Consider the following 25955-nt stretch of genomic DNA (forward strand, 5'->3'; position numbering starts at 1 on the left):
TTGCTGCGGGCAACGACTTACGCTAACATTTCAGTATTCTTTCAATTTATTTCATTTATCTGACGGCAAAGCAAAGATCGCTGTCCGATCCAGACAGACTACTAAAAGCAACGACCATGCCATTGGCGTCGAGCTGTCGTAAAAACGAACGCTTGCAAACGTTTACGAGTTTCGGCATGCTCATATACAAACGATGGCTTGAGACAGTTTTGACTCATGCAGCACCGCCGGCCGAGTGCCGGATGCACGCGCATCGGGCCGCCAGCCGCGATTGACGGGGCCGGCAAGGCGGTTCATGGGCCTGGCACACAGTGTCTCACGCATCGATACACTGATACATTCGCAAATGAAAGACGGGTGGCGGGATAGGGGCCTCGAATGCCTGCGGGATACGAAGGAACAATCAGGCGCATGACGGCTGAAGGGTGGTGACTTCATGGCAAGGGATCCGAAAACCGCCCACGTAGACCGGGTGATCGATGCAGTCCGCAATGGCACGAGTGATTCTCCGGATACCAGCCCGCGGCTGCTGTCGTCGTGGCACAGGTCACTGCAACTGTATGGCATCGACCCGACATCGCCGGTATCGCCGCGGATCCTGACAGCGTACGAACTCAAGCAGATCCAGCAACAGGAAGAGGATTTCCTGCTTACCTCCGGTCAATACCTATCACGCCTGCATGACACGCTGCGCAGCGCGGGCTACTGCGTGCTGCTGGCCAACGCGCAAGGCGTGACGGTGGACTACCGAGTCGATCCGCAGTTGCGCCGTCAGTACAAAGAGGTGGGGCTGTACATTGGGTCCTGCTGGTCCGAGCGCGAGCAAGGCACCTGCGGCATCGGCAGCGCGCTCGCCGAATGCGCGCCGATGACCGTGCATAAGGTCGATCATTTCCGTTCGCTGTTCACAGCGCTCACGTGCACCGCCGCGCCGATTCTCGCGCCGGACGGCAAGCTGATCGGCGTGGTGGATGCGTCCGCGCTGCAGTCGCCCGATAGCGTGGACAGCCAAAGCATCGTTCATCAACTGGTACGGCATACCGCGCAGTTGATCGAGGATGGGTACTTCGTGAAGCAGACGGCACAGTACTGGCTGCTGTTTGGTCACGGCAACCCGCACTTTGTCGAGGTCAATCCGGAAGTACTCATTGCGTTCGATGAGCGTGGCGCCATTGTTGCGGCAAACCGCGAGGCCAAGCAGCGGTTTCCGATACTCGCGTCGGGCGCGCCTGCGCACCTGTCGATGCTGTTCGACGTGTGTGACACGGACCTGTTTCCCATCGACGGACTGCAACGAATGACCGCGCTGCGCTCGCCTGCCACGGGTGATATGCTGTACGCGCGGATACGCGCGCCGCAGGCAGGCATGTCGCCGTGGCAACCGTCGCCGCTAAGCCTGCCGGCCTCCCCGCACGCGGCCGACGCTGCATCGGTGCGCTCGGCGCCGCCGTCGATGCGCGTATTTCTCGACAGCCGTGACCCGGTGATCGCGGGCAATGCGCGCATCGCGTTGCGTCTGTCGGGCGGGCACCTACCCATCCTGATCCTAGGCGAAACAGGCGCCGGCAAGGAAATGTTCGCTAAAGCCATCCATGCGTCCGGCGAACGAAGCAAACAGCCCTTCATTGCGGTGAACTGTGGCGCCATTCCGGAATCGCTGATCGAGAGCGAGTTGTTCGGCTACGCGCCTGGCGCGTTCACCGGCGCGCGCTCGAAAGGCGCGCGCGGGCGCATCGCGCAAGCCGACGGCGGCACGCTGTTCCTCGATGAAATCGGCGACATGCCGATCGATCTGCAAACACGGTTGCTACGCGTGCTCGCCGAAGGGGAAGTGTTGCCGTTGGGTGCCGATACGCCGGTGCAGGTCGACCTGAGCGTGATTTGCGCGACCCACCGCGACTTGGACGCGATGGTCGCCTCCGGGCAGTTCCGCGAGGATTTGTATTATCGGCTCAGCGGCGTCGTGCTGACGATGCCGGCGTTACGCGATCGAGCCGATATCGAAGATGTGATTGTCGCCGTATTTCAGGATGAGGCACGGCGTGTGCCCCGTGCGCTCACGCTCGACAGCACGCTGCTCGCCCGGCTGGCGCGCCACCCGTGGCCGGGCAATGTCCGGCAACTGCGCAACGTGCTGCGCTACGCGTGCCTGCTTTGCGATACGCAACTGATCACGGCAGCGCACTTGCCGGCCGATGTCCGCTCGCAGCTCGATACTCTGGCGCAATCACCGCATCCACATCCACATCCACATCCACATCCACATCCACATCCACATCCACATCCACATCCACATCCACATCCACATCCACATCCACAGCGCGCAAGCGTAGCATGGTATGCCACGAACAGCGATGCAACGGACGAGCGGTTCGGCAACACGCATGCCTACGATATGCTAGCCATCGAGCGGTCTAAGATCCTGGACGCACTGGCTGAGCATCGCTGGCATGCCACGCGTGCCGCGCGTGCATTGGGCATGTCGCGTGCCACACTGTATCGGCGGCTGGCCAAGCTGGGCATCGCTCGCCCCCGCTTCGGCGAAGCTGGCTGACACAACTCGCGCCTAGGGTGCCGACATGAAGCACCGCGTCGGCCTGACTTCAGCGACGCGCCGTCCACGCCTTCTACGCGCTGATCAGCGACAACGGCGGCGATGCTAAGCGAGCGCCGCACGGGCACGCCCGGGCGGTGGTCCGCCGCCAGGTGGTCGTGCGCCGCGGCGCTGCCATCATCCGAACTGACGCAGTACCTGTAGCAAGCGGCTCGCAGACGTATCCCAGCGATACTGCTGCGCATGAGCGCGGCCCTTCTCGCGCATTGCGCGGCGCTGCTCAACGTTGCCCATCAACTCGACGATCTTCGCTGCAATGTCAGCTGCATTATGCGCATCGCAGTAAAGCGCTGCATCACCACACACTTCGGGCAGCGACGCCTCGCGCGAGGCGATCACCGGGCAGCCGCAGTACATCGCCTCGAGCGGCGGCAAGCCAAACCCTTCGTACAACGACGGAAACACGAAGCATGCCGCATTCTCGTACAATGCCTTAAGCTCACCATCGCTGACGTAGCCGGCCCAGACGATGTGCTTGGCAGCGCTGGCGGCGCGCGGCAACGATGAGCCAAACACCTTCACGTTCTGCCCGCCGGCGATCACAAACGTGAGCCCCGGATATTCGCGCTCGAGCAAGGCGATTGCTTCCAGCGTGCGTGCAAGATTTTTGCCCGGCGCCAGCGAGCCGACAATTAGTATGAAACGGTCAAACGACAAGCTCAACCGCTGCAGCACGGCATAGTCGCTCTCGAGTCGATCAAAGTGGTCAACACCGGGCGGAATCACGGAAATACGCTCGGGCGGCACGCCGAGCCGCGCAGCGATGCGCCTCTTCGAGAACGATGAGACCGTAAGAATATGCTGCACGTTACGCTTGAGCAGCGCGAACGCGAAGCGATACCACAGGCGGAACTGGGTCGAATAACCTTGCGGCAAATCAAATACGGCAGCATCGTGGATCATCAAGACTTGACGGCGCTTAAGCAGCGGGCCGATGTTGCACAAGCTGAGCAGCGTGCGGGAGCCAGCGGCAAACGGCAGCGCAAGCTGCTCCCAGAGCATACCGCGCAGATGCGGCACCACGTGCCGCGGCGTGGCGGCCGGCAGTTCGCTATCTATATGGTCGCGGGGCACGAGCAGCAACGGCGACGCAGCGAGTGTGCCGCACTGCTGCGATAACGCCGCGGTCAATTCGCGCGCCACACGCTGTACGCCGGTGAGCCGCTGCGACGTGAACTTACCGTTGATTGTGATGGGCGTCGGCAACAGCGCCGCGTGGCTGCGCTCACCAACCAGCGTGCCGTCGCCAGCGGCAGACTGCACGCGCGGCGGCGAGACGGCCGCGAGCGGCGCGGCGGCGCCATGCGAACACTCGCGCTCAGGCTGCCGACGCATCGCCTTCCCGTGTATAAGCGTAGATATACTCGTAGCTGCGGCGATCGCTACGGCGCGCCGACATCCCGTTGAAGATCGCGCCGGCCACCTGGGCACCGGCCCGGCCCAGGCGCTTGAGCGTTTCCTGCACTTCCAATTCGGTCTGCGCGTTCTCCCGCAACACAAGCACCGTCGCGCCCGCGTAGCCGGCGACGATTGACGCATCGGCGACCGCCAGCACCGGCGGCGTATCAACCAGCACCAAGTCATACCGTTCATCGAACTGCGTGAGTTGCTCCGCCATGCGCTCCATCGCCAACAGCTCGGACGGGTTGCCGGGTCGTGCGCCGGCCGGCAGCAGCGACAGATTGGCCACACTGGTCGAATGAATCGCCTTTTCCGGCGCCAATCCGTCGCCGAGCAGCTCGGCTAGCCCCACTGTATCCATCTGTAGTCCGAAATTCATACCCAGCCGGCCGCGACGCAGATCCGCATCGACCAGCAATACACGCTTGCCAGCTTGCGCGTATAGCAAAGCCAGATTGGCGGAAATAAAACTCTTGCCGGTGCCAGGCGTCGCGCCGGTCACCATCACGATCCGGTTCGTAGCACTGAGCAGTTTTGAGTTGAGCATCGTGCGAATGCCGCGTAGCGCCTCGGTAGCAACATCGCGTGGGCGCGTGGCCGCCAACAGCCCGCCGGCGTGCGCACGCGACTGATACCCGCCCGCTGCCGCATCGAGCGACGCGATCAGCGCCGTCGTGCCGCGCGCGTCGCCATGCAGCGACGGCTCGCGCGTCCCGGGCAGCACGGGCAGCGGCGGCGTGCGCGTCAGCCGCACCTGCTCGTCGCTGAACAATACCGCACCGAACACCGGCAGACGCAGCTTGCCTTCGATCTGCTCGGGCTCGCTGACCGATTGCGACAGATAGCGGCGCGATATCACATACAGCACGCCAAGCATTAGACCGAGCACGATCGCGCCCGAAATGATCAACGCGCGTCGCGGCTTGACCGGCGTGGAAGGTTGCACCGCGGTGTCGATCACATGCACGTTGCCTACTGTGCCAGCACGCGACACGGACAGCTCGTGTGCCTTATTAACCATCGCTACATAGATTTCCTCAGCCACCTTCGCATCACGCGCCAGGTCGGCAGATTGCCGATCAGCGCTCGGCAGCGAATCGAAACGCGACTCAAACTTGCCCTTGGCCGCACGCAACTGCGCCAGCTGCGCATCGACCGTCTTGACTTCAGGACTTTGCGGCGTGAACCGATCCAGCAGTTGAGTACGCTGTAGGTTCAGTGCGGCGATTTGGCGTTCGAATTCAATGCTGCCTTGCAGATAGCTCTGGCTCTCAGTAGTCGCCTGCATTGAGCCGGACGCGACCCGATGCGACTGCAGTTGTGCCTCGGCCTGCTTCAGGTCGTCGCGCAGCCGCGGCAGCTCATTATTGATGAACGAGAGCATCTTGCTCGCCTCTTCCTGCGTCTGCGTGACGCGCGAGCCGATGTAGTTCTGCGTCACCGCATTGGCCACCGCCGTGGCCAGCGCCGGATCACTGTTCTCATAGCTGATCTGCACAATGCCGGTTTCCTTGCCAACCTGCGCAACCTTGAGCTGATTGATAAAGCGCCGTACCGCCGTCACCTCGTTCAAACGCTCGACTGTGAACGTCTCGCCGTCGCGCGCCGCCAGCCGCTCGACCAGCATCGATACCGGGCCAGCTTGTGCCAGTTGCCCCTCGACACCATTCACCAGCAGGTTGCCCTGTTCGTCCAGCAGCTGATAACGCCGAGCACCGAGCACCTTAAGCTCAAGCTTCTTGTCCTGCAACTCGTGCGGTACGTTTAGTTGGGCGATGTCCACCAGCTCACCACCCCATGCGTACTTAGACAGGCCAAACCACGCCCGCGACGGCTCGCCACGCGTGGCCAACGCGTCAGCGATCTTGCCCAGCACCGGAAACCGATGCGGCGTCACAAGCACGTCCAGCTTGTACTGAGCAATCACCGGCGCGAGGACCGCGCGACTGGAAACAATCGCCATCTCAGTGTCCGTCGGCGGTCCGTTCGGCGAGCTATTGTTCTGGTTTGGCTGCTTGGTGACCAGATCTGCCAACTCGTTTTGCTTGGGCACTTCGACCTGCACCAAAGTGTCTGCCGAATACAGCGGCGTGGCGAAGAACGCGTACGCGCTCGCCAGCGCCGTGATCACCGCCGCGATGCCGACCACGGCCCACAGGTTGTCAGTGATCACACGAACCAGGTCTCGCGGTACGAGCCCCTCGCTTGCGCCCGACGGCGGCAAATAGCCCATGTCGATGTGTCGCGCTTCCATGTGAAATCCTCAGTTATCGCTCGTTGCCATAGATTCGAATCATGCCCAGGGTGTCTGCGTCGATCGATTGTTAGCGGTTGTGCGCCACCGACCAGACCAGGTAGAACGATTCGGCCGAAGGCAGGATTTGTGCAAGCAGGCGGTTGAAGCGGGCAGCCGGTGCGGTGCCGACGTAGACCACGTCCAGCGGCTTCATGTCAAACTCAGTGGCCAGCATCATGGCATCGACCTGTGTCATGTCCAGCCGGAAGATCTCCGGCTTGTTGTCGGCCGGCGCGTAGCTGGCCTTTTTAAAGCCCTCCTCCAGGCCATCCTGCCCATTGGAAATTTGCGTGAGCGGCGGATTGGGATGGCGGATCACGATGATCTGCCGTGGGTTCGCCCCGGCCGGATCAATACTGCCGGCTGCGGTCAGCGCGTCAGCCAATGTCAACTGGCCTTGGTTCATGAACACCGTCTGCGGCTTGGGCACCTCGCCCATCACAAACACGCGGTTCTGCGTCCGGTCCGGCACGTTCACGATGTCGCCGTTCTGCAACACGATGTTCTGCCGCATGTCGCCCCGGTTCAGGATTCGCGTCGCATCGATCGTGATCACCTTGCCGCCACGCGACACGAGCACCCGCTGCAAATCCGCATCCGGATTGCCACCGCCGGCACGGTTGATCGCATCGATTACCCGCATCGGCGAGCCGGTCAGTGACAATTGCCCCGGATTTTTCACACCGCCAGTCACCTGTACTTGCTGGCTGCGATACTGGATCACGCGCACGTCAATCTGCGGGTCCTTCAGACGGCCCTTCAACCGGTCATACAACAGTCGCGAGATCTGCACCGTGCTCCGTCCCAGGACCCGCACGCGGCCCAGCGACGGAAAGAAGATCGTGCCATCGGCGGCGACCCGCTGACCCTGCGCGTCAAGCTCGCCCGGACCATTGGTGCTGAATGCGCTTTGCGGCTGCTGCTGGCCGGCCCCCAGGCTGCCCATGCCCTGCAGCGTGCCCGTGTCGGGCAGCGGAGCCGTCGCCGCATTGCCGCCTTGCGTCAACTCCGGATGCCCCCATACGGTGATGCCTAGTACGTCGTTCACCCCGACCCGGTAATCGCTCACCTCATCGGCCGGCATCGCATGCAGGCTCGCCTCACGCGCACGCGCATCGGCCGCATCCGATTCTTTCAGCTTGAAGACGAGTTCCGGCGTGATCAGGTTCACGTCGTAGGTCGTCGTATCAGTCGGCTTGCTTAGATTGTCATGCATGCGGCTCGAGTCCAATGTCGGTCCCGGAGCCAACGCACAGCCGGACAATGCCACCGTCATTGCGACAGTCATCCACATGGGGTGCTTCAACATCTTCGTTTCTCCTTTTTGCGCGGCGGGCCTTCGCCATCGCGCGACATGCGCGGCGTCTGGCCTTGGTCGCAGATTTTCTTTCCACTTCATCCAGCAGCAAGGCGTCGGGCCACCAGGCCGACGTGCAGCACCTCGATCAGTACGGCTCAAAATGCGTTACGGCCGACAAAACCTTTTACCAGCGTGATCAAGATGATCTTGATGTCGAACCAAAAAGTCCAATTTTGTATGTAGAACAAATCAAATTTGACTCTTGCTTCCATCTTTTCCACTTTGCGCGTCTCACCGCGGTAACCATTGACTTGAGCCCACCCGGTGATCCCCGGGCGGATGCGGTAGCGATACATGTAGCCGTCGATCAAGTCCTTATACAGGTCGTCGTGCTCGATCGCGTGCGGCCGCGGGCCAACCACCGACATTTGTCCTAGCAGCACGTTCAGAAATTGCGGCAGCTCGTCCAGCGACGTACGGCGCAGGAACGCGCCAACCTTGGTGATGCGCGAGTCATGACGCGACGCCTGACGCACCACACCATGCTGCTCCTGGTGCACGCGCATGGTGCGGAATTTGAAGATCTCGAACTCCTGTCCATCAACGCCCTTGCGCTTTTGTTTGAACAGCACCGGGCCGGGAGACGAGAGCTTCACCGCGATGCCCAGCACAATGAACAGCGGCAATAAAGGCACTAGCACGGCTAAGGCGAACAATCGGTCGAACACCAGCTTGGGCCACAGCTGCGGGTCGGAAACCGGGCTGGCCGCCAGGTTGATCGCCGGCATGCCCAGCACCTCGGTGACCGACTGACTGAACAGTGTCATGCTTCGCACGTCCGGCAAGAATCTCAGGTTGACGAAATCGTGGCGAAACTCACGCACAATGCGCTGGATCGCACGTTCATGCGACAACGGCAACGCAAGCCACATTTCATCGATCCCGCCGGCGCGCACGATGCGAGCGAGTTGCGCGAAGTCCGTCAGTACCGGCACGCCGCCAATGCAAGCCGCAGGCACCGCGCCGCTATCGTCGAACACATACACCGGCCGGAAACCCGCTTCCGACGCCGCGTGCATCTGATCGAGAACGGCGCGGCTATAGCTTTCGGTGCCGACGATGATCACCGAGCGTTGATTCTTTCCGCTTTGCCGGACCTTGCGCAATACTACATGGATAAACAACTTGCCCGCGAGCAGCAACACGCCGCAGGCCAACACCGCCGTGCCCAGCCACAGGCGCGAGATGTCGTTGCTGCGATGCAGCGTGAAGATGAAGCACAAGCCGAGCACGACCACCGCGAACCAAGCAAGCGTGACGCGTGACAACAATCGGTACAGTGTCTGGCCCCGCCACGAGCGGTAGATGCCCAGTGGCGGGAAGACCAGCAGCGTCAAGGCACACGACAACGCCACCAGCGAGCGCTCCGCATCAGTCAGGTCGAATGAGCCGTTGTAGCGCAACGCATGCGCCAGCCATGCGCCCGCCGCAACGAGTAAGACGTCCGTTAGCCTTGCAACGATTCCTAGCATCGTGAATTTCTCCGCGCGAGCGCTTAGGCGGGTTGCAGCACACGGACGTAGCCGAGCGCGCGCAGCGCACGTCCCTCAGCCGGCGCGATCGTGCGCGAGCGCTCCAGCGCCACGACATCGTCGGCACGCGGCAACAGCCGGTCAAATTCTCGGCGGATCATGCTGTAGCACTCACATGCACGCGCCTCGAGGCCATGCCGGTCAAGCACGGTGATATGCCCTCGGCGTTGCCTGATCAAACCTGCTTCCTGGAGCTTGCCGGCCGCCTCGGTCACCCCCTCGCGACGTACCCCCAGCATGTTTGCAATCATCTGCTGGGTGACCGTCAGTTCGTCCGTGGCCAAGCGGTCATGCGCAAGCAGGAGCCAGCGACAGAGTTGCTCATTCACCGAATGATGTCTGTTGCATAGCGCACTTTGAGCGATTTGCGTCATCAGCGCCTGAATGTACAGCAGCATCAGTCGATGAATACCCATCGACTTTTCGAACTCCTTTCGGAACACGCTGGCGGGCACACGGTATGCAAAACCGCTACTGCGCACCTCGACACGGCTGGGCATCGTACCGCCGCCGGTGAGCACAGGCACTCCGACCACGCCCTCGTTGCCGATCGCCGCGACCTCGACCGTCGCGCCGTCCTCCATCAGATACAACATCGACATTACCGCAGTCGTTGGGAAATACATGTGACGGATCGGTTCGTCGGCATCGCAAAGCAGTTGCGGGCTTTTAACGCGAACCAGCTCGAGGTGCGGCTCGAGTGATCGCCAGTCCTCCTCGCTCAAGGCGCCGAGCAAGTGGTTCGCATGCAGCTCATCTCTAGAGTAGAGCATATTCGTGTTCCGGTTTGGCTATGCTGCGCAAACGCAGCGTGGTGTCCGTCGAATTTCGCTGATCACAATCCAAGGACAATTGCAACCGCTGCAATCTTTACCTTGACCTCGGATCCGCGGCCTGTTGAACGTTTTCTGTTACTTTGCCGTGTCGCCCTCGCAAGGGGACATCGCCTTGATTCAGCGAGTTGTGTGCCACTCAATCAGAAATGCTTGATTCATAAAGGTCTGCACGTGACGCGCGCAGCCGCGACACCGTCGCGCCACCCAAAAGCGTTGCATTGGTGAACAGAGTAGGTGCCGTAGGACACACCCGATGTTGCATTGCGCCATGGGTGTAACCCGGTTCAGAACGTGCGCTTTACCGCTTATCTCTTTTCTGCTCGTGGGTTCAAGCTCGTTCAGCACAGCCCAACACCCCGCTGAGGCACCGGATCAACGCCCGAAAAGCGGTGTGATAAGACACACAAAACTGTTTCAAATTTGAATTGCCAAGCCGGTGCCAGTCTATGTTCGGCATCCCACACTTCATGCACAACTCTTTGATTAATAATAATTTTTATTAATTTAGCAAAACACAGAAACGGCAACGCGCGGATCCGCGTAATAGTTACCGATAATGGACTAGACGCCACCCTTTCGATCGGGACCCATTGCGTCGATGTAACACTATCGACATCGAATTTACAGTTTGGAACGCGTGAACCGTGCGTGCGGCGGTGCGCGCCACACAAAAGAGACTATTCTGGGAAGATATCGCTCGACGGCGTGACGTCGGAGGCGGAGGTAGAAATGGAAGGAATTGCTGCATGGTGGAGGGACCCCAACCCAAGCGGCGCAGCGTACAAATCGCGCAGATGCCGTGCAACACTGACATCAGTATCGTTGCGATAACCATCCATGCCGCAGACCATCATCGCGTGATTGACTAACGCCAGCGCGCTTCTCGATACCCCGGTCCTCAACACCTGCATTTCATCGACAAAGGCGCAATCCCGCGGCGGCAAGCCGCCCGGACCGCTACTGGCCTGCTCCAGTGCGCTGCCCAGATGCGCGCGCATCATCTGCAGCAGCGCATTAGCTTCGGCAAGGCGCGCGGCACCGGGCATCAACGCGTGCGCCGCCTCGCTCTGCCCCCTCGAGTAAGCCTGCGCTCGTTCCAATGCGCTGGCGGCAATGCCGACCCATACGGCGCTGTGCAGCAATTGGACAATCGCATGAAGGTTGCCTGCGCCCTCCCGCGCCGTATGCAGGATCTGGCTCGACTCGCCCGTAACGACCATACGGAACTCGTCGCTGCACAGTCCTCGCATGCCGAGCGCATCCCAGCTTTCACGCCGCTCCAGCTTGTACTGTTCCTTGGACACGGCAACGAATCCGTCTTCGCCCGCCGGCAGCAACAGCGCGTCCGCGTAAGCGCCATACGGGATCGTCGTGCCGTCAATTACCAGTGTGAATTGCTCCGCATGGTGCTGCAGCCATGCGGGCCTGGGCCCACTGGCGGTGCCCGCGACCGGGGTCGCGTCGGTTATGCCGGCCATGCCGAACAGCATTTGCTCGGCGCACAATCGCTGCAGCAATGCGCGACTGGCGTCATGCGCTTCGTGATGCAGCACGAGCCAGGCGACGCTCGCCTGGTGCATCGCGAACATCATCGCGCTGGATGCACAAGCGCGCGCCAGCGCCTCGCAAATACCCGCAACGGTCTTGAGCGATGTTGCAGCTCCGCCCAGCGACGCCGGCACCAGCGATGACATCAAGCCTGCTTCACGCAACGCGCCCAGCGTCTCGGTGGGAAAGCGCGCGTCGCGATCCACATCGGTGGCATGTTCAGACGCAATGCATAGCAGCGGCTGCAGGTGGGCGTATTCGGGCGAGGCCAGCCCGGACCATCGCCGTGAACTCGTGCGGGCCACGCCGCCGACCTTGGCCGGCATCGCCCGCGTTGGGCCTCGCGCGATCGCTACCGCTTTCTGCCGCCCGGGCTCCACCATCATGCGGCCGCCTCATCGGACTGGAGCTGCTTGATGGCCTGGCTCAACGAAGCAACGCTCGTAAACAACTCGCGCGTGAGCCACTCGTCCGGGATTTCGACATTAAAGGCGTTCTCAATCGCCATCAGGATCTTGACGGCAGCCAGCGACGACATACCAGCATCGTACAGGCTGGCATCGTCGGGCAAGGACGCGATGGGCACGTCCAGGTCGGCCCATTGGGCAAGGATTGCTCGCAGCTTGCTATTCATGGTGTCCCCAGGTACGGCCCAGCGCCGCGACTCGGCGGCAAAGCCTGCCTCTTAAAGGTACATTAATAATCGAACCGATTTAATCCGTTGCGAGGCATTGCATTCAGTACGCTTGCGAACAAAGTCGCAGCGCCGCCAGCCTGGGGACCGGGGGCGCGCACACCCGATGCCTATCAGCAGCAACAGCGCGTCAATTGCGCGGCAAGAGCCAAAAATCCTTGACAATATCGTTCAATGCCTCGTCGCGCATCGTGCGGCGACCGCTACCGGCAAGGTCAGAAACGGGGTGCCAGCTCCGTTCGTCTGCGTCGGGCAGCGTATCGGCGCCGGCATGCAGGCTGCCGGGAAGCCATGGGTTGCACCAATGCGCACACAGCGATGTGGCGTCAGCCCGCGCTTTCGTCGATGAACACGACCGGTGGGGATCGAAACCGTGCACCACCGCGTCATCCGCGCAGGCAGTATCGCCCGATGTTCGCGCCGGTGGATGTGCCGAGTGCGGCGCGTCGCCCGGCGCGGCGCGAGTCAGTCTGGCCTGACCGTCAGCGGTCGGCCCACGGCCGGTTGCGCGCGTCAACGACACGGCGTGCGATGGCCTCGGCCGGGTATCTTCCTGGCCCTGGCGCGTGCGCATGCCGTGCGCAAGCATCAGCCGGTACAGCGTGGCGCGTGACACGCCGAGTTCTTGCGCAGCACCGGCAAGCCGGTTCCGATGTCGCGCGAGCGCCCCTTCAATCGCACGGCGCTCGGCGTCCTCGCGAGCGACCGCCAGCGTCGGTGCCCGTTGCTCAAGGGCATCCTCCAACTCCAGATCCTCAGGCGTGATTACCCGCCCCTCGGCCATCACGATCGCCCGGCGCACTCGATTGATCAACTCACGCACGTTGCCCGGCCACGAATAACGATACATTGCGTTGAGCGCTGCCGCAGAGAAGCCGCGTATGTGCCGCGGGCTGTCGCCACGATAGCGCTCGAACATGCGCTGCGCAAGCAACTCGATGTCACGACCGCGAGCGCGCAGCGGCGGCTCTTCGAGCCTGAGCACGCACAAGCGATGATAGAGGTCTGAACGGAAGCGCCCCGCGCTCACCGCCGCCTCCAAGTCGACGTGCGTGGCAGAGATGATTCGCACATCCACCGAAATCGCATCGTGTCCGCCCAGGCGTTGTATGGTGCGCTCCTGCAGGAAGCGCAGCAGGCTCGCTTGGCTCTCGAGCGGAAGATCGCCAATCTCGTCCAGAAAAAGTGTACCTCCATTGGCCGCTTCGACGTAGCCGGTCTTGCGCTGATTCGCGCCGGTAAACGCTCCGCGCTCGTAGCCGAACAGTTCGGATTGCAGCAGATGAGGCAAAATCGCACCACAGTTGATCGCAACGAACGGCCCCGTTGCGCGAATCGACTGGTCGTGGATCGACTTGGCCGTGAGTTCCTTGCCCGTGCCGGATTCGCCAAGAATTAACACTGGCGCGTCAGTATTGGCGACCTTGCCAATCACGCGGAACAATTGCTGCATCGCCTCGCACGCGCCGATCATCTCGCCTTGTGCACGCGGTGCGTCGTCTCCCGCGTCGAGTTCCGCCATCTGGTACGCGCGTGCGACCACATCTACCACTAATTGCGCGGGGCCCGGCATCGTCACGAAGTCAAAACAATGGCTGCGCACACATCGGCGCACAGGCGCCGCCGCCAATTGCGCGGCCGTGGGCGTTGCCACCCACATCATGTCCGGGCGCAGTAGCACCGGTTCGAACTGCGCAATTGCATCCTCAAAGCCGCTGCTGACATCAAAGATGCCCACGCGTGCGCCATTGGTGTTCACCAGGCGCTCTGCCTGACGCGCCGTATCGCACGTCGCGACGCTCCATCCATGCCGGGCCAGCAACCGTTGTAGTGCACGGTCCGCTGACCGCGTCACGTAGACGAGTTGCCGCCTGTGTTCGCTGTTCATTCACTCTGCCCCTTATCAATAGGATAGCGCGTGGCACCCTGTCCCGGCGAGCCTGTGCAGCGTTGAGCGTCCAATCGCCCTGTCCCGCGCGCGGCCATACCTGAGTGACGGCCATCCCATCATCATGGACTGCGTACGAAATTCAGCCCGTGGCAAGAAGCGTTGCGTCATGTCAATGCCCTCTTGGACAGGATGACAGACTGGGTTGACGCACGGCCTGCGGCACGCAACGCCCCCCGCTCGGATATCACCGTCTCACCTTGCCTATTGGCTGGCCCGAGCGGTACACGACGCTCGCGCGTCCGATCGCTGAGACCTGTCCGTCACCGATTCTAGCCTCTGCAAAGTTCTATAAAAAAGTGCCGGTCTTGCCAGCACCGCCGAGACAAAACCCATAGTAAGCGAGCACGGCGTCATGATGGCGTCGAAGCGTTACGGACGCCGACGGTTTGTAAATCTTTGTATCTGCGCAGCCCCACAAAAATCCGGTATGGCATTGGCGCGTTCGTACCGCAAAGACTCCATTTCGCGACACCTGCAATGGTCAGCTTCGTTTTTGCTAGGCTTGTCCATCCATCCCGGGTTACCACTTGAAACATTTATTTCCCCTGGCGTATCCGATAAATCGTTTAGGTCGTCCGAATTAGGCAGCGGTTTGCGACGGACAAGGAGAAACCGTGCGAAGTGAAGGCAGCTTATGCGAAGCAGCCAGCCTGTCAGCGTGCGTTTGCGTACAAACGCTCATGCCCCGCATTCGTAAAACCCTCGGTACGCGATGGGCGTGGCGTGCCGGTAAAGCACTCCGCGATGAAAACGTTATATGACATCCTGGGGGTCACACCTCACGCCACGCCAACCGAATTGAAGGCGGCGTGGCGGCGTGCAGCGATGAAGTGGCATCCGGACCGCAATCGCGGGCAGGAACACTATGCGCAAGCGCAATTCCAGCGGATCAACGACGCATACGCCGCGTTGACCAACCCGCTACACCGCGTTCAATACGATCTTGCACTGCATGCCGGCGTGCGCCGTATTGCGCCGCAGCCCCACGGCCACCATCGACGAACATCGCGGTGGCGGTGGGGCAAGCGGATGCGCCTTTTTCTACGCAACGTACGCATGGCGCCACACACGCGTAGGGCCGCACGAGACGTGTCGCGTTGGCACTGGATGGCCGGTATCGGTACCGCGATCGCCGCCGTCGTGCTGATTGCCGACCTGAGCATCGACGATGCGCCACTGCGCTCGAATTTCGTGTCCACGACCGGGACTGCGGCGGCGACGTCCGAAGCCGATCCTGCGCTGGAAGAGATGCATACTGCGCTCGCACAATTGCGCGCGCTGGCGCGTACCGCGCGCGACGATACCGCCCCGGCAAGACACGATCGTCATCCGCGCGCCAATGCTGAGGCGGCCACGCCGCCCGCGATTAGATGCGTTACGGCGGATACTGCACGCATCCTGGTGGCATGCTCCGCCACATCGCAACCGGCCGCGGAAACGGCGGCCACAGCTATCCAGCGCTGCCCGGCTATTATGCGAACGCGCCGGTCAGGTATTCAACCGTGACGCCTACATTGGCATTGGCTTCGGCCACAAGCGCGTATCCAAGGGGTTCGGCCTGGTCGCGGATGTCGACGTGGCCTATGGCCGCCCGCGCGCGAGTTTCAACGTATCGCCAGCGCTCGAAGCACTGGGTAAAGGCGATGTACACGCATAGGAAGAGCAGATCCGCAGCTCGCTAACGCTATCGTTTCTGTCCAATCTTACAGTTGGGCTCAGCTACCGGCTCTAGCCCGCGTAGTGTCGAGATGTCCGATAGCGCGCGGAATAATCTGTGGTCCCGGGGACCGGACTCGAACCGGCAAGCTGTGAAGCGGCGGATTTTCTTCACACCACGCCTTTCGGCGCCACCGACCTCGCGATGTCGGCGTTCGTGCGCTGGACTATGCCTTCGCCATCGCGTGATGCCGCTCATGTTACCGCGGTATCGCACATTAGGCGCCCTCCGTCTAGTCTCTACACCTTCCCGCCAGGCCCAGCGGGCCCGACCGGCTTGGCTCGGCGTTGCCTCGGCTCATGCGCCAGGGGGTTCGCCGAATTTGAAGGGTTCTACATCGACCGTTTCCGGCCGTGCACTCAAATTGTCAAGTCCGCTATGTTTACCAATTTCATCACCCCGGGATAGGGCGGAGCGCATTCTACCATCCAAACGCGTTAGAAAGAAGCCATGCTCGACGATCCAACACAACGCAGGCTATCACGCGTACAAATCACTTAGTCGGAGTCGATGCTAAGAATGTAAAATTGGCAACGCTACTCGAACTGGGGAACCCATGGCGCCCGATACTTAAGTTGCTCTGGCGCGCGTTTGGTAACCAGCGGCAACTGGGTGCCTGCGTAAGGCTGGTACCGCGGCCCTACGATAGCGGACAGAGCCGGATCGATCAGAGAATCAGCAAGCAGGGAAATAGACGAATGCGAGCCCAACTCATCAAGATGGCCTAGTGCTGTCTGCGATATTAGCCTAGCAGTGCGCTGGCGCAGTGGTTCAACAAGCGCACGCAGGGCAGCGAAGCCAATCACCGCGCGCGGTGCATTGCGATTGTCGCACTTGCCAGCCACTGCCAAACAACCTCCGGGTCCGACAGGTCGAAGGTATATTGCAAGTACAGCAGCCCTGCAATCAGCCGTGGCAAGCTCGCCGGCCGGCCATGGGGCGGCACAAAGCTCTCATTCATCGCCATGCTCAACTGATCCCAATCGATCAGTTTGGTCAATTGCATCAACGGATGCTTCAAGTTGCTTTGCTCGTGCAGTGGCTAGCGAAACAACTCTCCCGCTGTCACCGGCATCTTCGAACTCATTCACCTTCGTCAAATTTGGAGCAAACGCACACCCCTATGCCTGGTCCTTGTAATTTCTACAACACCGTTTCAGCTTCCGTGCCTTGCTCAATAAGCCTTGGCAGATTTAAAATCCATCGTCATTCAAACTATTGGAGCCTCAAATTGCCCTACCGCGGGCTTTTGTGAACCAGGCAGTCAATGAACTATCGTTATGATTCACAGCAGGCCGTTACGCCTAAGGTGAGCACGCTTTTATTACGATGGCCTATCGATAGCTTGTCGCCTTTAAAGGCTATTTCTTTAAACGTCTCTCTAACTCGTGGCACCAGCTGGGCGTCACAGTATGCGCGATGCGCTGCTCCCACAGATGCGCACAGATGAACACAATAATGCTGGCAAACAACAAGCCAATCAACGCATCGGGCCCTACGGTAAGCATGAGCGCCCTGGCAATCATCGGGCCAAAGAAACTGGCTAGGCTCCACGACGCGCCGATCAACGAAGCGGCAGTCACCAGCGCGGAGCCACGAAAGCGCTTGCCAATCGCGGCGAGCGACAACGTATAGACACCACCGGCCGCGGCACCGAGCACGATCAGTACAGGCCAGCGCAGTCATGGCTGGCTTCCCGGGGGCTGGCAACGCTGGCCGCGTCCAGGCTCGCTCGCTCCCAATCAATCTGGTCATGTTCACGCAACCGGCAAAGCATCGCCAGATGCAGCCTGCTCCACACGCATGCGGCCTGCCAGTCGCGCAATCGTCGCCAGCATGTCATGCCTCTGCCGAAGCCGAGCTCCTGCGGCAAGTCTTCCCATGCAATGCCTGTATGCAGGACATACAGGATGCCGCTCAATGCCGCCCGGTCGTCAACAGTGCGCCGAGGCCGCCTTTCGGTGAGGGCGTGAACGCTGGAATCAACGGCTCCAGCACCGCCCACAATTCATTGCTGGTTTTGCGTCTTGCCATGACCCCAGGATACGGCGCTTACCGCCTGACGTCCAGGTTGCGTTAGCGACTCTAACTCAATAAATATTTAATCAGTCAAATAATTGATACTACTCATTGCCGCCGTTAGTTAACCGACGATTCTCATCATCAACCAATTGTTTATATAAACGCGTATCAGATCTATCATCTTTCCCCGCATAATCCATCGAAACAATGCCCGGACTGACACCTCGCAAAGCAAGGTGACGAACAAAATTGGCAACCTGTTCTTTTTGATCCATGGCCAAATTTTTAACACTAAATAAATTCATTAGACTAAAAAAATAATTAAAGTTATTTGAAATAGGATTAGCTCTCATTGGCATGTTTGTTTGTATAATGTTGAATTTATTCTCTCTGTCAACATCAAGATTACCATGAAAATTTAGAATATGAGATCCTGTTCCTGATCCGCCGGCCTGATTGGCCCATTTTGTATTGGTACTTTTATCATAATCCCAAAAATATTTTTTTAACGATCCCTCCATAATACTATCCTCCGCATTTTTGACCAGTAGTAAAATATTTTTATTTTGACCAATCGTATTTTCAACAGTCAATCCACCAAGAGGCTTTTCTGAACCTGACGCATTATTTTCAATAATACGCCCCTCAAAATCTGATAGCTGACGAATGAAGTGCCTTGCATCTCTCCCTTTGAAATGTAACTTCAGTATATATAAATTCCTTTCATCCTCAGCTGCATACCTAAGCAGCTTTTTGACCTCTTCCAATGCATCCCCGCCCGTCAAGCCAGGGCCATGGAAAAATCGGTAAATATTACTTTTATCGCGCTTTACTCGTAAATCAAAATAATGGACGCCCGCTTCAGCTTGTCCCACCAAATCTAAGGATTGGCACTTAAAAGGGCCCGGAAATTTTTCTCCCCAGACACCGCTGCCTTGCGCTTTTTCTTTGCTAAACAAATAGGTGCCTGCATCGTGTGAACCAAGCATGTTGAGTTGAGTTAAACGTGTTTGAGGCGGCAGGTCTGCGTGATCTAATGGTGGTAGATCCTCAGGTGGTCGATCCGGATTTTCCGGGTCCAGGTTACGCCGGCTGAGTGGCATAACTTGCAAGTCCATCGCGTCCTGGTCTGGCACAGCCAGCTCACCTCGATTTCTTCTTTGTTTTTTGGATTGAATATCATATGATGTTGACTTTGGCATGGTTCACCTCATTAATAAATGTATTTTTTATCAATTTAATGTGTCAGCGATCACCCGTTTTAGACTTGACTCTTGATGATGTTGGCCCGCTTGTGCCAGCGCGTCAAGCTTGGCGGCCTGGTCTGTAAGTAAGTTTGGCCGGTAAAGCCCTGCGTGGCAAACTCGCTAGTCAGCATCGATGTGAGATAAAGCTCGCGCTCGTTGCCTTGCCAAGCCGATCTAAGTCGATTAAATCGGCAAGACGCACCAACAAGTACTTCAAGTTGCTCTGCTCGCACAGCGGCAAGCGGAATCAATTTAATAATTAAATTAAAAATCATTTATGCGAGTATGCCAAATCGAATTGGCATATTATCGCGGTATCTATGTTGCTGTCACAACCAAGCCAATCTCAACTCGCCATCGGTATTCTTCCCTACTTAAATGCATGACACTACGGACACACAAGTCAGTCTTTATTCTCATCAATCGATACCGTGCCGGGAGCGTCCACGACAGTCAAATCAGTGCTCACCAATAGAGAATCGGGTAGTTCCTCATCTAACTTACTCCAACGATTGTTATACTCGTCAATTACTTCTCTTACTGCATTATTCGTCGCTTTATCAAGTAGGCCGCTTACGTGAACTGTAGGCTGCTTTGGCTCTTTGTACTCGCATGTTATTGCTAAAAGTGCGAGCTGTGCTTGTACCTCAAGCATTCTGTTTACGTCCGACTTCTGCAAAACTTGTTTAACCAACGCGCGCTTAAAGGGCAACGATTTATCGTACTGTTCCCAATTTGACGTTTCAAGTTCTGTACTGAGCACGGGTTGCGCTTTTGCAGGCTGATCCGGAACTATTTTAATTGGTATCGTCACTTGAAAATTTAGGCACAGGCGTGGCCGATCACCCAACGATTGCCAAAAATTCCCTAGACTCGACAAGCGCTCCGATGGTGCGATCACCCGCGAAAATGACGGCAGACCTGCCTCCCGAAGAAGCGTTCCCAGCTCAGCACTGAGCAATGCATCGAGCACCGCATTCATTACTATCATCGGTTGAGCGTCCGGCTTCATCCCCTCTTTCTTCGGCTGCTCCCAATACGTCACAAGATAACAACAACGCACGTTGACTTGTCTAGCATCAAATGTCCCTGTCTTCGCGCAGTACTGGCGTGATTGCCCGTGACGTAGCTCAAGATCTTCCTGAATGTCGTAGAGGAACACACAAACAGTTGGCATATCCGGTAGCAATGTTTTGTCCGGAATATCAAAACGAACATCGATTAACTCATCGCTGATTCGCGACAAGTATTTTCTTAAAGAAAATTCAATCGCTTTATTCAAAGTGATGATCGGCTGCATACTTTCTGACTTCTCGCCCCTATCCATGATATGATCTGCCATGGTCGCATCCGTCATTTAAAATTGATGTTTTTCATCAACCCCACCTTGCATTGGCGGAGACTTTTACTTAGAGTTGCGGTACGATTCGCCCCGTCTTGCTCAGCTCGCGGCGCACCGCGCGAGCGATATCAGCCCAATTTACCGCTCGGTCCTGCTCGGCCGCAAGCCAACTCGCCAGCAACGCCACGTTCCGGATTCCCGCTCCCGTCAACTCCGTGACCGCCGAGAGCCGCGCAAAGTCCACCTTCGGATCCACCGCCACCTGCTCCGGCCAAATCGCCCGCCACATGCGCTCACGCAATACGGTATTAGGTGTCTCGAAGCGTGTAATAAACGTCAAACGGCGTGTGAACGCATCATCTAAGTGCGCACGATTGTTCGTCGTCAACACTACCAGCCCGGGATACTGCTCCAGCCGTTGCAACAAGTACGACACTTCGATGTTCGCATGCCGGTCTTGCGCGTCCTTCACCTCACTGCGCTTGCCAAACAGCGCATCCGCCTCGTCGAACAACAATACGCCCGTGTCCGCCACCGCCAGATCGAAGATCTGCGACAGATTCTTTTCTGTCTCGCCGACATACTTGTTGACCACCGTCGATAAATCCACTCGGATCAGATCCAGCCCTAACTCCCCGGCGAGTACCTCTGCAGCCATCGACTTGCCCGTACCCGATTCACCATAGAACAATGCGCTAATGCCAGTGCCATAGCCTACTTTGCGGGCGAACCCGCGCGTCAGCACCGCGCCGCGTTGCCGGATGGCCGCGAGAATCTCGTACAGTTGCTCACGTAGGTTCTCGTTCACGATCAGGTTGTCGAGGGTGCGCCGCGGCTGCATGCGCTGTGCGAGTTGCCCAAAGTGTTGCTGGCCCCGCACGCGCAGCGCTTGGCACAGGTCGGTTTCCGCGAGCGGCGCTTGCGCTCCACGCAGTGCCCGATAGCCTTGCGCCTCTTGCAGCGTTGAAGTTAGGGTGTCCGGATTCACCCGTGTTCGCTTAAGCAAGCCCGCCAGATCCCACGCATCACCGGTGGTTCCCAGGCCAGCTTGCAGCAGCTGTACATCGTCGTCGTGCATGCGCGGCGGCATCGTCAGGCGCAACTTCGGCAGGCTTGCGAACGCCTCCGCTGTTTCCTGCGTAGGCAATAGGCACACGATGGGTTGACCATGTCGCGCCAGTCGCGGCTCCAGCGCCTCGAGTAGCGGCCCGTGCCGAGATACGCCTTCGGCGATATGGCGTAATACCAGTATGCCGCCGTGCAAGCGCGCTTCACGCAGCGCCGCCAGTAGCAGCGGCCAGGCATCCGTTGCATCGTCTGGCAACGCCCGCAAGTTGACAATCAGGACTGGACGGCCTGCCTCGCTGGCTAGCTGCGCGATAAGCGCCTGGCTTCCATCGCCCCCTTGCAGCAGTAATAATGGGGTGGACATGGCGCGTGATCCGCTCCCGAAACAGAACGTCGCAATTTGCTCCGCGCACTCGGCCCACGCGCCGTGACGCAGCGCCTCATCGGCGTGTGAGGCTGGGCGCCATTGCGCGAGTTCCGTCAGTGCCATGGGCAGCGACATCGCATCCGCCCCGCTGAGATAGCGAAACACGGTCTCGTTCACGCACAGGTAGGCTGCATCGTCGCGCGCGCATGCGCGACCACTGCGCTCGGCCGTATGCACAAGGTCATTGGGCAACAAGCTGCCTGCGCTCGAGTACAGTTGGTGGCGGTGTGCGATGCGCTCCACCGGCGTGGCGCTAAATAGCGTCAACGCGAGTTCCACGCCAGGCCAACTCGCGCCTTCATCACCTTGCAAATAAGCAATCAGTGCGCGGTAGCGTGGCTCGATGAGCGGCAATAAGCACAGCACCAGCACCTGCGTTTCAAAATGCGTTAGCCCGAATCGGTCGATAACGTTGGCGAGCCGGCCGCGCGGCACGGGTGCGCACAGTGTTGTCCACGGGGGAGCATCGACGCTCGCTGTGCTCCAATGCGGCATGCCGCGCGGTTGCGTGCGCGTGGCTTCAAGCGCCTCCTCCGTGCACAGCAACTCCGCTATGTTAAAGCGGTCGTCTTCGCGTTGGTGCTGCCACACCAGCAGATGCTGCAGCGCCTGGTCGACGTATTCAAGCCATGGTCCCAGCACCTCGAACGCATGTGCCACGCAGGCATTCGCGGGCGGCACATTGGCCCAATCAACCGTATCGGGTTGCCCAGCACCCGATGCAAGAGCGTCTGGCAAGTCAATCGAGAGAATTTTCATTAAAGCCACATCACGCTGTTTGGGGCCGGCAGCCACGGCAGCGATACTTGCATGAGCGGCCACGGCACTTCATTGAGTAGTATGTCGATCGCCGCGCGATCGGCGCTAAACTGCAGCCTGCCGTCTCCTTGCTGCAGCGTGCCCGGGCGCTATAGGAACAGCTCGCGCAGCGCTTAGCGGAATCAATCTCCCTCGCTCACCGCTGTCCTCAGACCCGTATACACCTTTCAGGATTTGCAGTCCTCACGCGTCAATATGCACGTTTCTTGCAAATCTCACAACACTATTTGGCTTTACAGTTAGGCTAACCAAATAGCTTTGTCACCTTGTATTGTGAAGGACACGAAATGGAATTGTGAATAAAAAAGATAAAATTCCACCGCAAAAGACATGGATTGCATTGAATGCGTCAACACTGCAACAATGAATGTGTCAGGGGACAGCTTGTTTCCGGTTACAGAATCTCATCGCGTTTCGCACGGGCGCAGCGTTTTGACGGATCGCAAAACTGTACAGCATGGTGCCGGTAGCCGCTGCCTACGCACCAGGCGCACTGCGCGCGCTCGGACTTCCGGTGAAACTTGTTTGTCCTGTTGTTCATGGCTCCATTCTCTCAAGAGTACGAGCCTCCACAGCATCCGGGGCAATTTAGTCATTGACTATTTTTGAACATGGACTAAAGTGAGTGTGAGTTCGCTGTTGGTTGGCCAGGGAACTCAAGCTGGCGGGACAGTCACCTCATCGATGACGAGTTCAGCTGCATCGGGCAAGTCAGACGTATGCGGTCTTTTAGCGGCACCATTCTCAATGGATGGAAAGAAGCAGGAAGTTGAGAAAGCGTCGTGGTCCCAATAAGAAGTAGCCAACCGCTTTGCCAAAAACGTAAAATAGGGGAAAAATGATGATGTTCTTAGCTAGAGTTCTCTCTGACCCACCCGTTCTCACCAAATTTCAGGTCGATCAGGACAATCTTACCGCAACAAGCATTCCAATTTACTATAATACTTTGGAGGGAAACCAACCGAAGACAAACAAAAATACCATTCACCTGTGGCAAACAGATGGTTGGGATACTTCCGTACAGGAGTTGAAAACATTTAAAATCGACTCCGACCAAGCCAGTGGCCCTCAGAGCTTTGACATTGATTTGGCTAATGTGAATTACTTGATAGGCTACGCGGTAGGTGAAGGAAAGGGGGCTGTCGTAACCACGCAGCGCTTAGAGACCCAAGGCGGGGGTAAATGGAATGTAATTCCGGCGCCCGATACTGAAGCACTCTCGTTTAACATGACCAATGTCAATACGACAACGGTGTCGTACAGCTTCCGCATACCGCTGGGGACGAGCGCGGAAGCCAACGGGGATTGGATCGGAGTCTGGAAAGGTTCTACGGGGTCGTACCTCTACGATAAAGAGAAACCGCCCATTAGTTTAAAGTCGATATCAATCGACGACAGCTACGGGAACGATAGGTTGACCCTTTCTAACGGCCAGCAATTCACAAGCGGCGCCAGCTACATGCTCGGCTACTTCAAGAGCGGGTATAATAGTAGTAACCCGACAGAATCCGTGCGGTCCACGCTCGCCGCCATTGTCAAATTTAAGGGTCCCTAAGCATTGAGCTGCGCCCGGGCAGATGAAGTTACCCGGGCGCCCTCTCCTGCCCCTCAGTTCAGCTGCGCGGGAAAAATCAAACATATGTCCTTTAAAAAATTCAAATAGGAGGAAATGATGGTGTTGCTAGCTAAATTTCTCGCTGATCATCCTGTTCTTACCCAGTTCAATGTCGATGAGCAACACCTCACCGCAACAAGCATTCCCATTTACTATAATACTTTAGAGGGCAACCAACCGAATACATACAAAAATACTGTCCATCTGTGGCAGGTAGACGGTTGGGAAGTTCCTCCATCGATCCCAAATCTAATAAAAAAGCCTTTAATCACCGCCGACAACCCCAGTGCCTTCCAGTACTTTAACGTCGAGTTGACTCGTGCGAATTATTTAATTGCCTACGCGGTGGGCGAAGGAAGGGATGCCGTTGTGACCACGCAGCGCCTAGAGCCCTTGGGCGATGGTCAATATAAGGTCACCCCACCGCCCGAGGAGGAAGCACTCTCGTTTAAGATAACTGATGTTAATCCGACAACAGTGTCGTACAGCTTCCGCATGCCGAGTGGGACGAGCGCGAAGGACGATGGGGATTGGATCGGAGTGTGGAGGGATCCCAAGGTGTCGGACCTCTACGACAATGCGCGAGAGCCTATTTACTTCTTGCCGGTAGAAGACGACGACAGCAACGGTAACGGTAGCCTGACCCTTCCCCATGCGCAGCAATTCGAAATCGGCGTCAACTATATGCTAGGCTACTTTAAGAGCGGATACAATACGCAAAACCCCTTGCGGACCACGCTCGCTGCCGTTATCTCTTTTAAAGGCCCCCCAAGGCCTAGCCTCACCCAGTTCAGTGTCGATCCTATTAACATCGACGCGACCGAAATTAATTTTCACTATAAAACGCTGGACGGGAATCAGCCGAACACATACAAAAATACCGTTTACCTCTGGCAGACAGAAGGTTGGACGGTCCCCTCAAAGACGGAAAAAAAGCATTCAATTACCTCGGATTCAACCGAAGGTTCACAAAGCTTTAACGTTGAGTTGGATCAGGCGAATTACTTGATCGCCTACGCGGTGGGCCCAGCAGTGAATGCTGTTGTAACCACCCAGCGCCTAGAGTACCAGGAAGACAGCAAGCGCTACAAGATTATCCCGGCGCCCAGCGACGAGGCACTCTCGTTAAAGATAACCAATGTCAATACGACAACGGTGTCATACAGCTTCCGTACACCGGCGGGGATGAGCGCGAAAACCAATGGGGATTGGATCGGAGTGTGGAAGGGTACTACGGTGTCAAAACTATACAACGATGCGGAAGAACCCCTTGGCTTAAAGCCGATATCAATCGACGACAGCCACGGGAACGATAGTTTGACCCTTCCTGACAGCCAGCAATTCGCGAGCAACACCAGCTACATGCTCGGCTATTTCAAGAGCGGATACGATCAGAACAAACCAAACGAACCCGTGCGGACCACGCTCGCCGCCATTGTCCACTTCAGGGGTCCCTAAGCACTAAG

General features: G+C 58.2%; 16 protein-coding genes and 6 pseudogenes. 5 read left to right on the forward strand and 17 right to left on the reverse strand.

All coding sequences use genetic code 11. The features are described 5' to 3' along the window. Window positions 1–436: 436 nt before the first annotated feature. Window positions 437–2554 carry a sigma-54-dependent Fis family transcriptional regulator gene (locus IHE30_RS07390; protein WP_337689729.1) on the forward strand — a complete coding sequence of 706 codons (2118 nt, stop codon included), beginning with the start codon at window positions 437–439 and terminating at the stop codon, window positions 2552–2554. Window positions 2555–2731: 177 nt separating this feature from the next. Here the strand turns inward: IHE30_RS07390 and IHE30_RS07395 are convergent, their stop codons facing one another. The 8 genes and pseudogenes from IHE30_RS07395 to IHE30_RS07430 form a co-directional block, all read right to left on the reverse strand. Then, on the reverse strand, window positions 2732–3949 hold the full coding sequence (locus IHE30_RS07395) for a glycosyltransferase family 4 protein (RefSeq protein ID WP_337689730.1): 1218 nt from the start codon (window positions 3947–3949) through the stop codon (window positions 2732–2734). Continuing rightward, window positions 3933–6269: a polysaccharide biosynthesis tyrosine autokinase gene (locus IHE30_RS07400; protein WP_337689731.1), complete on the reverse strand. Its 2337-nt coding sequence runs from the start codon at window positions 6267–6269 to the stop codon at window positions 3933–3935. Before IHE30_RS07400 ends, IHE30_RS07395 begins: the two co-directional genes overlap by 17 nt. 70 nt (window positions 6270–6339) lie before the next feature. After that, a complete protein-coding gene (locus IHE30_RS07405; protein ID WP_337689732.1) occupies window positions 6340–7620 on the reverse strand; it encodes a polysaccharide biosynthesis/export family protein in 1281 nt (426 codons plus the stop codon). A 146-nt stretch (window positions 7621–7766) separates the two neighbouring features. Next, on the reverse strand, window positions 7767–9143 hold the full coding sequence (locus tag IHE30_RS07410) for an undecaprenyl-phosphate glucose phosphotransferase (RefSeq protein ID WP_337689733.1): 1377 nt from the start codon (window positions 9141–9143) through the stop codon (window positions 7767–7769). A 23-nt stretch (window positions 9144–9166) separates the two neighbouring features. Continuing rightward, window positions 9167–9976, reverse strand: a complete 810-nt coding sequence (locus IHE30_RS07415; protein ID WP_337689734.1) for a Crp/Fnr family transcriptional regulator — start codon at window positions 9974–9976, stop codon at window positions 9167–9169. Between the two features lie 740 nt (window positions 9977–10716). Further along, window positions 10717–11973, reverse strand: coding sequence for an acyl-CoA dehydrogenase family protein (locus tag IHE30_RS07420; RefSeq protein WP_337689735.1), 1257 nt, complete (start codon window positions 11971–11973; stop codon window positions 10717–10719). Continuing rightward, window positions 11970–12221 (reverse strand): acyl carrier protein, encoded by a 252-nt coding sequence (locus tag IHE30_RS07425; RefSeq protein ID WP_337689736.1) that lies wholly within the window; start codon window positions 12219–12221, stop codon window positions 11970–11972. Before IHE30_RS07425 ends, IHE30_RS07420 begins: the two co-directional genes overlap by 4 nt. Before the next feature lie 565 nt (window positions 12222–12786). Next, window positions 12787–14169: pseudogene (locus IHE30_RS07430) on the reverse strand (sigma 54-interacting transcriptional regulator); the annotation flags it as partial. A gap of 807 nt (window positions 14170–14976) precedes the next feature. Here IHE30_RS07430 and IHE30_RS07435 point away from each other — a divergent pair. After that, entirely contained in the window at window positions 14977–15738 is a 762-nt protein-coding gene (locus IHE30_RS07435; protein ID WP_337689737.1) for a J domain-containing protein, read from the forward strand. On the opposite strand, the gene IHE30_RS07440 is transcribed toward IHE30_RS07435, so the two are convergent. Further along, window positions 15704–15883, reverse strand: coding sequence for a hypothetical protein (locus IHE30_RS07440; RefSeq protein WP_337689738.1), 180 nt, complete (start codon window positions 15881–15883; stop codon window positions 15704–15706). The two genes, IHE30_RS07435 and IHE30_RS07440, sit on opposite strands and share 35 nt — an antisense overlap. Window positions 15884–16509: 626 nt before the next feature. Here IHE30_RS07440 and IHE30_RS07445 point away from each other — a divergent pair. Then, window positions 16510–16788, forward strand: a pseudogene (locus IHE30_RS07445) (transposase); the annotation flags it as partial. Here IHE30_RS07445 and IHE30_RS07450 read toward each other — a convergent pair. The 8 genes and pseudogenes from IHE30_RS07450 to IHE30_RS15135 all read right to left on the reverse strand — a co-directional run. Then, window positions 16788–16988 (reverse strand): annotated as a pseudogene (locus IHE30_RS07450) (IS5/IS1182 family transposase); the annotation flags it as partial. The pseudogenes IHE30_RS07445 and IHE30_RS07450 sit on opposite strands and share 1 nt — an antisense overlap. A gap of 322 nt (window positions 16989–17310) precedes the next feature. Then, a pseudogene (locus IHE30_RS07455) lies at window positions 17311–17631 on the reverse strand (hypothetical protein); the annotation flags it as partial. Window positions 17632–17648: 17 nt separating this feature from the next. Further along, a pseudogene (locus tag IHE30_RS07460) lies at window positions 17649–17983 on the reverse strand (transposase); the annotation flags it as partial. 89 nt (window positions 17984–18072) lie between these two features. Then, window positions 18073–19173 (reverse strand): hypothetical protein, encoded by a 1101-nt coding sequence (locus IHE30_RS07465; protein ID WP_337689739.1) that lies wholly within the window; start codon window positions 19171–19173, stop codon window positions 18073–18075. A gap of 39 nt (window positions 19174–19212) precedes the next feature. Then, window positions 19213–19459, reverse strand: a pseudogene (locus IHE30_RS07470) (IS5/IS1182 family transposase); the annotation flags it as partial. Between the two features lie 162 nt (window positions 19460–19621). Further along, complete coding sequence (locus IHE30_RS07475) at window positions 19622–20560, reverse strand: DUF4255 domain-containing protein (RefSeq protein WP_337689740.1); 939 nt, start codon at window positions 20558–20560, stop codon at window positions 19622–19624. A 67-nt stretch (window positions 20561–20627) separates the two neighbouring features. Continuing rightward, entirely contained in the window at window positions 20628–22793 is a 2166-nt protein-coding gene (locus IHE30_RS07480) for an ATP-binding protein (protein ID WP_337689741.1), read from the reverse strand. 20 nt (window positions 22794–22813) lie between these two features. Continuing rightward, entirely contained in the window at window positions 22814–22951 is a 138-nt protein-coding gene (locus tag IHE30_RS15135; protein WP_443193627.1) for a contractile injection system tape measure protein, read from the reverse strand. 761 nt (window positions 22952–23712) lie between these two features. On the opposite strand from IHE30_RS15135, the gene IHE30_RS07485 reads away from it, so the two are divergent. Then, window positions 23713–24429 (forward strand): hypothetical protein, encoded by a 717-nt coding sequence (locus IHE30_RS07485; RefSeq protein ID WP_337689742.1) that lies wholly within the window; start codon window positions 23713–23715, stop codon window positions 24427–24429. Window positions 24430–24543: 114 nt separating this feature from the next. Next, window positions 24544–25947, forward strand: coding sequence for a hypothetical protein (locus IHE30_RS07490; protein ID WP_337689743.1), 1404 nt, complete (start codon window positions 24544–24546; stop codon window positions 25945–25947). Window positions 25948–25955: the final 8 nt, after the last annotated feature.

Origin of the sequence: Mycetohabitans sp. B46, assembly GCF_037389205.1 — a bacterium.
GTDB lineage: Bacteria > Pseudomonadota > Gammaproteobacteria > Burkholderiales > Burkholderiaceae > Mycetohabitans.

Excerpts from the sequence above, each read along its gene's own strand:
- IHE30_RS07390 (WP_337689729.1), top strand. The coding sequence starts at position 437 with ATGGCAAGGGATCCGAAAACCGCCCACGTAGACCGGGTGATCGATGCA.
- IHE30_RS07395 (WP_337689730.1), bottom strand. The coding sequence starts at position 3,949 with ATGCGTCGGCAGCCTGAGCGCGAGTGTTCGCATGGCGCCGCCGCGCCG.
- IHE30_RS07400 (WP_337689731.1), bottom strand. The coding sequence starts at position 6,269 with ATGGAAGCGCGACACATCGACATGGGCTATTTGCCGCCGTCGGGCGCA.
- IHE30_RS07405 (WP_337689732.1), bottom strand. The coding sequence starts at position 7,620 with ATGTTGAAGCACCCCATGTGGATGACTGTCGCAATGACGGTGGCATTG.
- IHE30_RS07410 (WP_337689733.1), bottom strand. The coding sequence starts at position 9,143 with ATGCTAGGAATCGTTGCAAGGCTAACGGACGTCTTACTCGTTGCGGCG.
- IHE30_RS07415 (WP_337689734.1), bottom strand. The coding sequence starts at position 9,976 with ATGCTCTACTCTAGAGATGAGCTGCATGCGAACCACTTGCTCGGCGCC.
- IHE30_RS07420 (WP_337689735.1), bottom strand. The coding sequence starts at position 11,973 with ATGATGGTGGAGCCCGGGCGGCAGAAAGCGGTAGCGATCGCGCGAGGC.
- IHE30_RS07425 (WP_337689736.1), bottom strand. The coding sequence starts at position 12,221 with ATGAATAGCAAGCTGCGAGCAATCCTTGCCCAATGGGCCGACCTGGAC.
- IHE30_RS07435 (WP_337689737.1), top strand. The coding sequence starts at position 14,977 with ATGAAAACGTTATATGACATCCTGGGGGTCACACCTCACGCCACGCCA.
- IHE30_RS07465 (WP_337689739.1), bottom strand. The coding sequence starts at position 19,173 with ATGCCAAAGTCAACATCATATGATATTCAATCCAAAAAACAAAGAAGA.
- IHE30_RS07475 (WP_337689740.1), bottom strand. The coding sequence starts at position 20,560 with ATGGCAGATCATATCATGGATAGGGGCGAGAAGTCAGAAAGTATGCAG.
- IHE30_RS07485 (WP_337689742.1), top strand. The coding sequence starts at position 23,713 with ATGATGATGTTCTTAGCTAGAGTTCTCTCTGACCCACCCGTTCTCACC.
- IHE30_RS07490 (WP_337689743.1), top strand. The coding sequence starts at position 24,544 with ATGATGGTGTTGCTAGCTAAATTTCTCGCTGATCATCCTGTTCTTACC.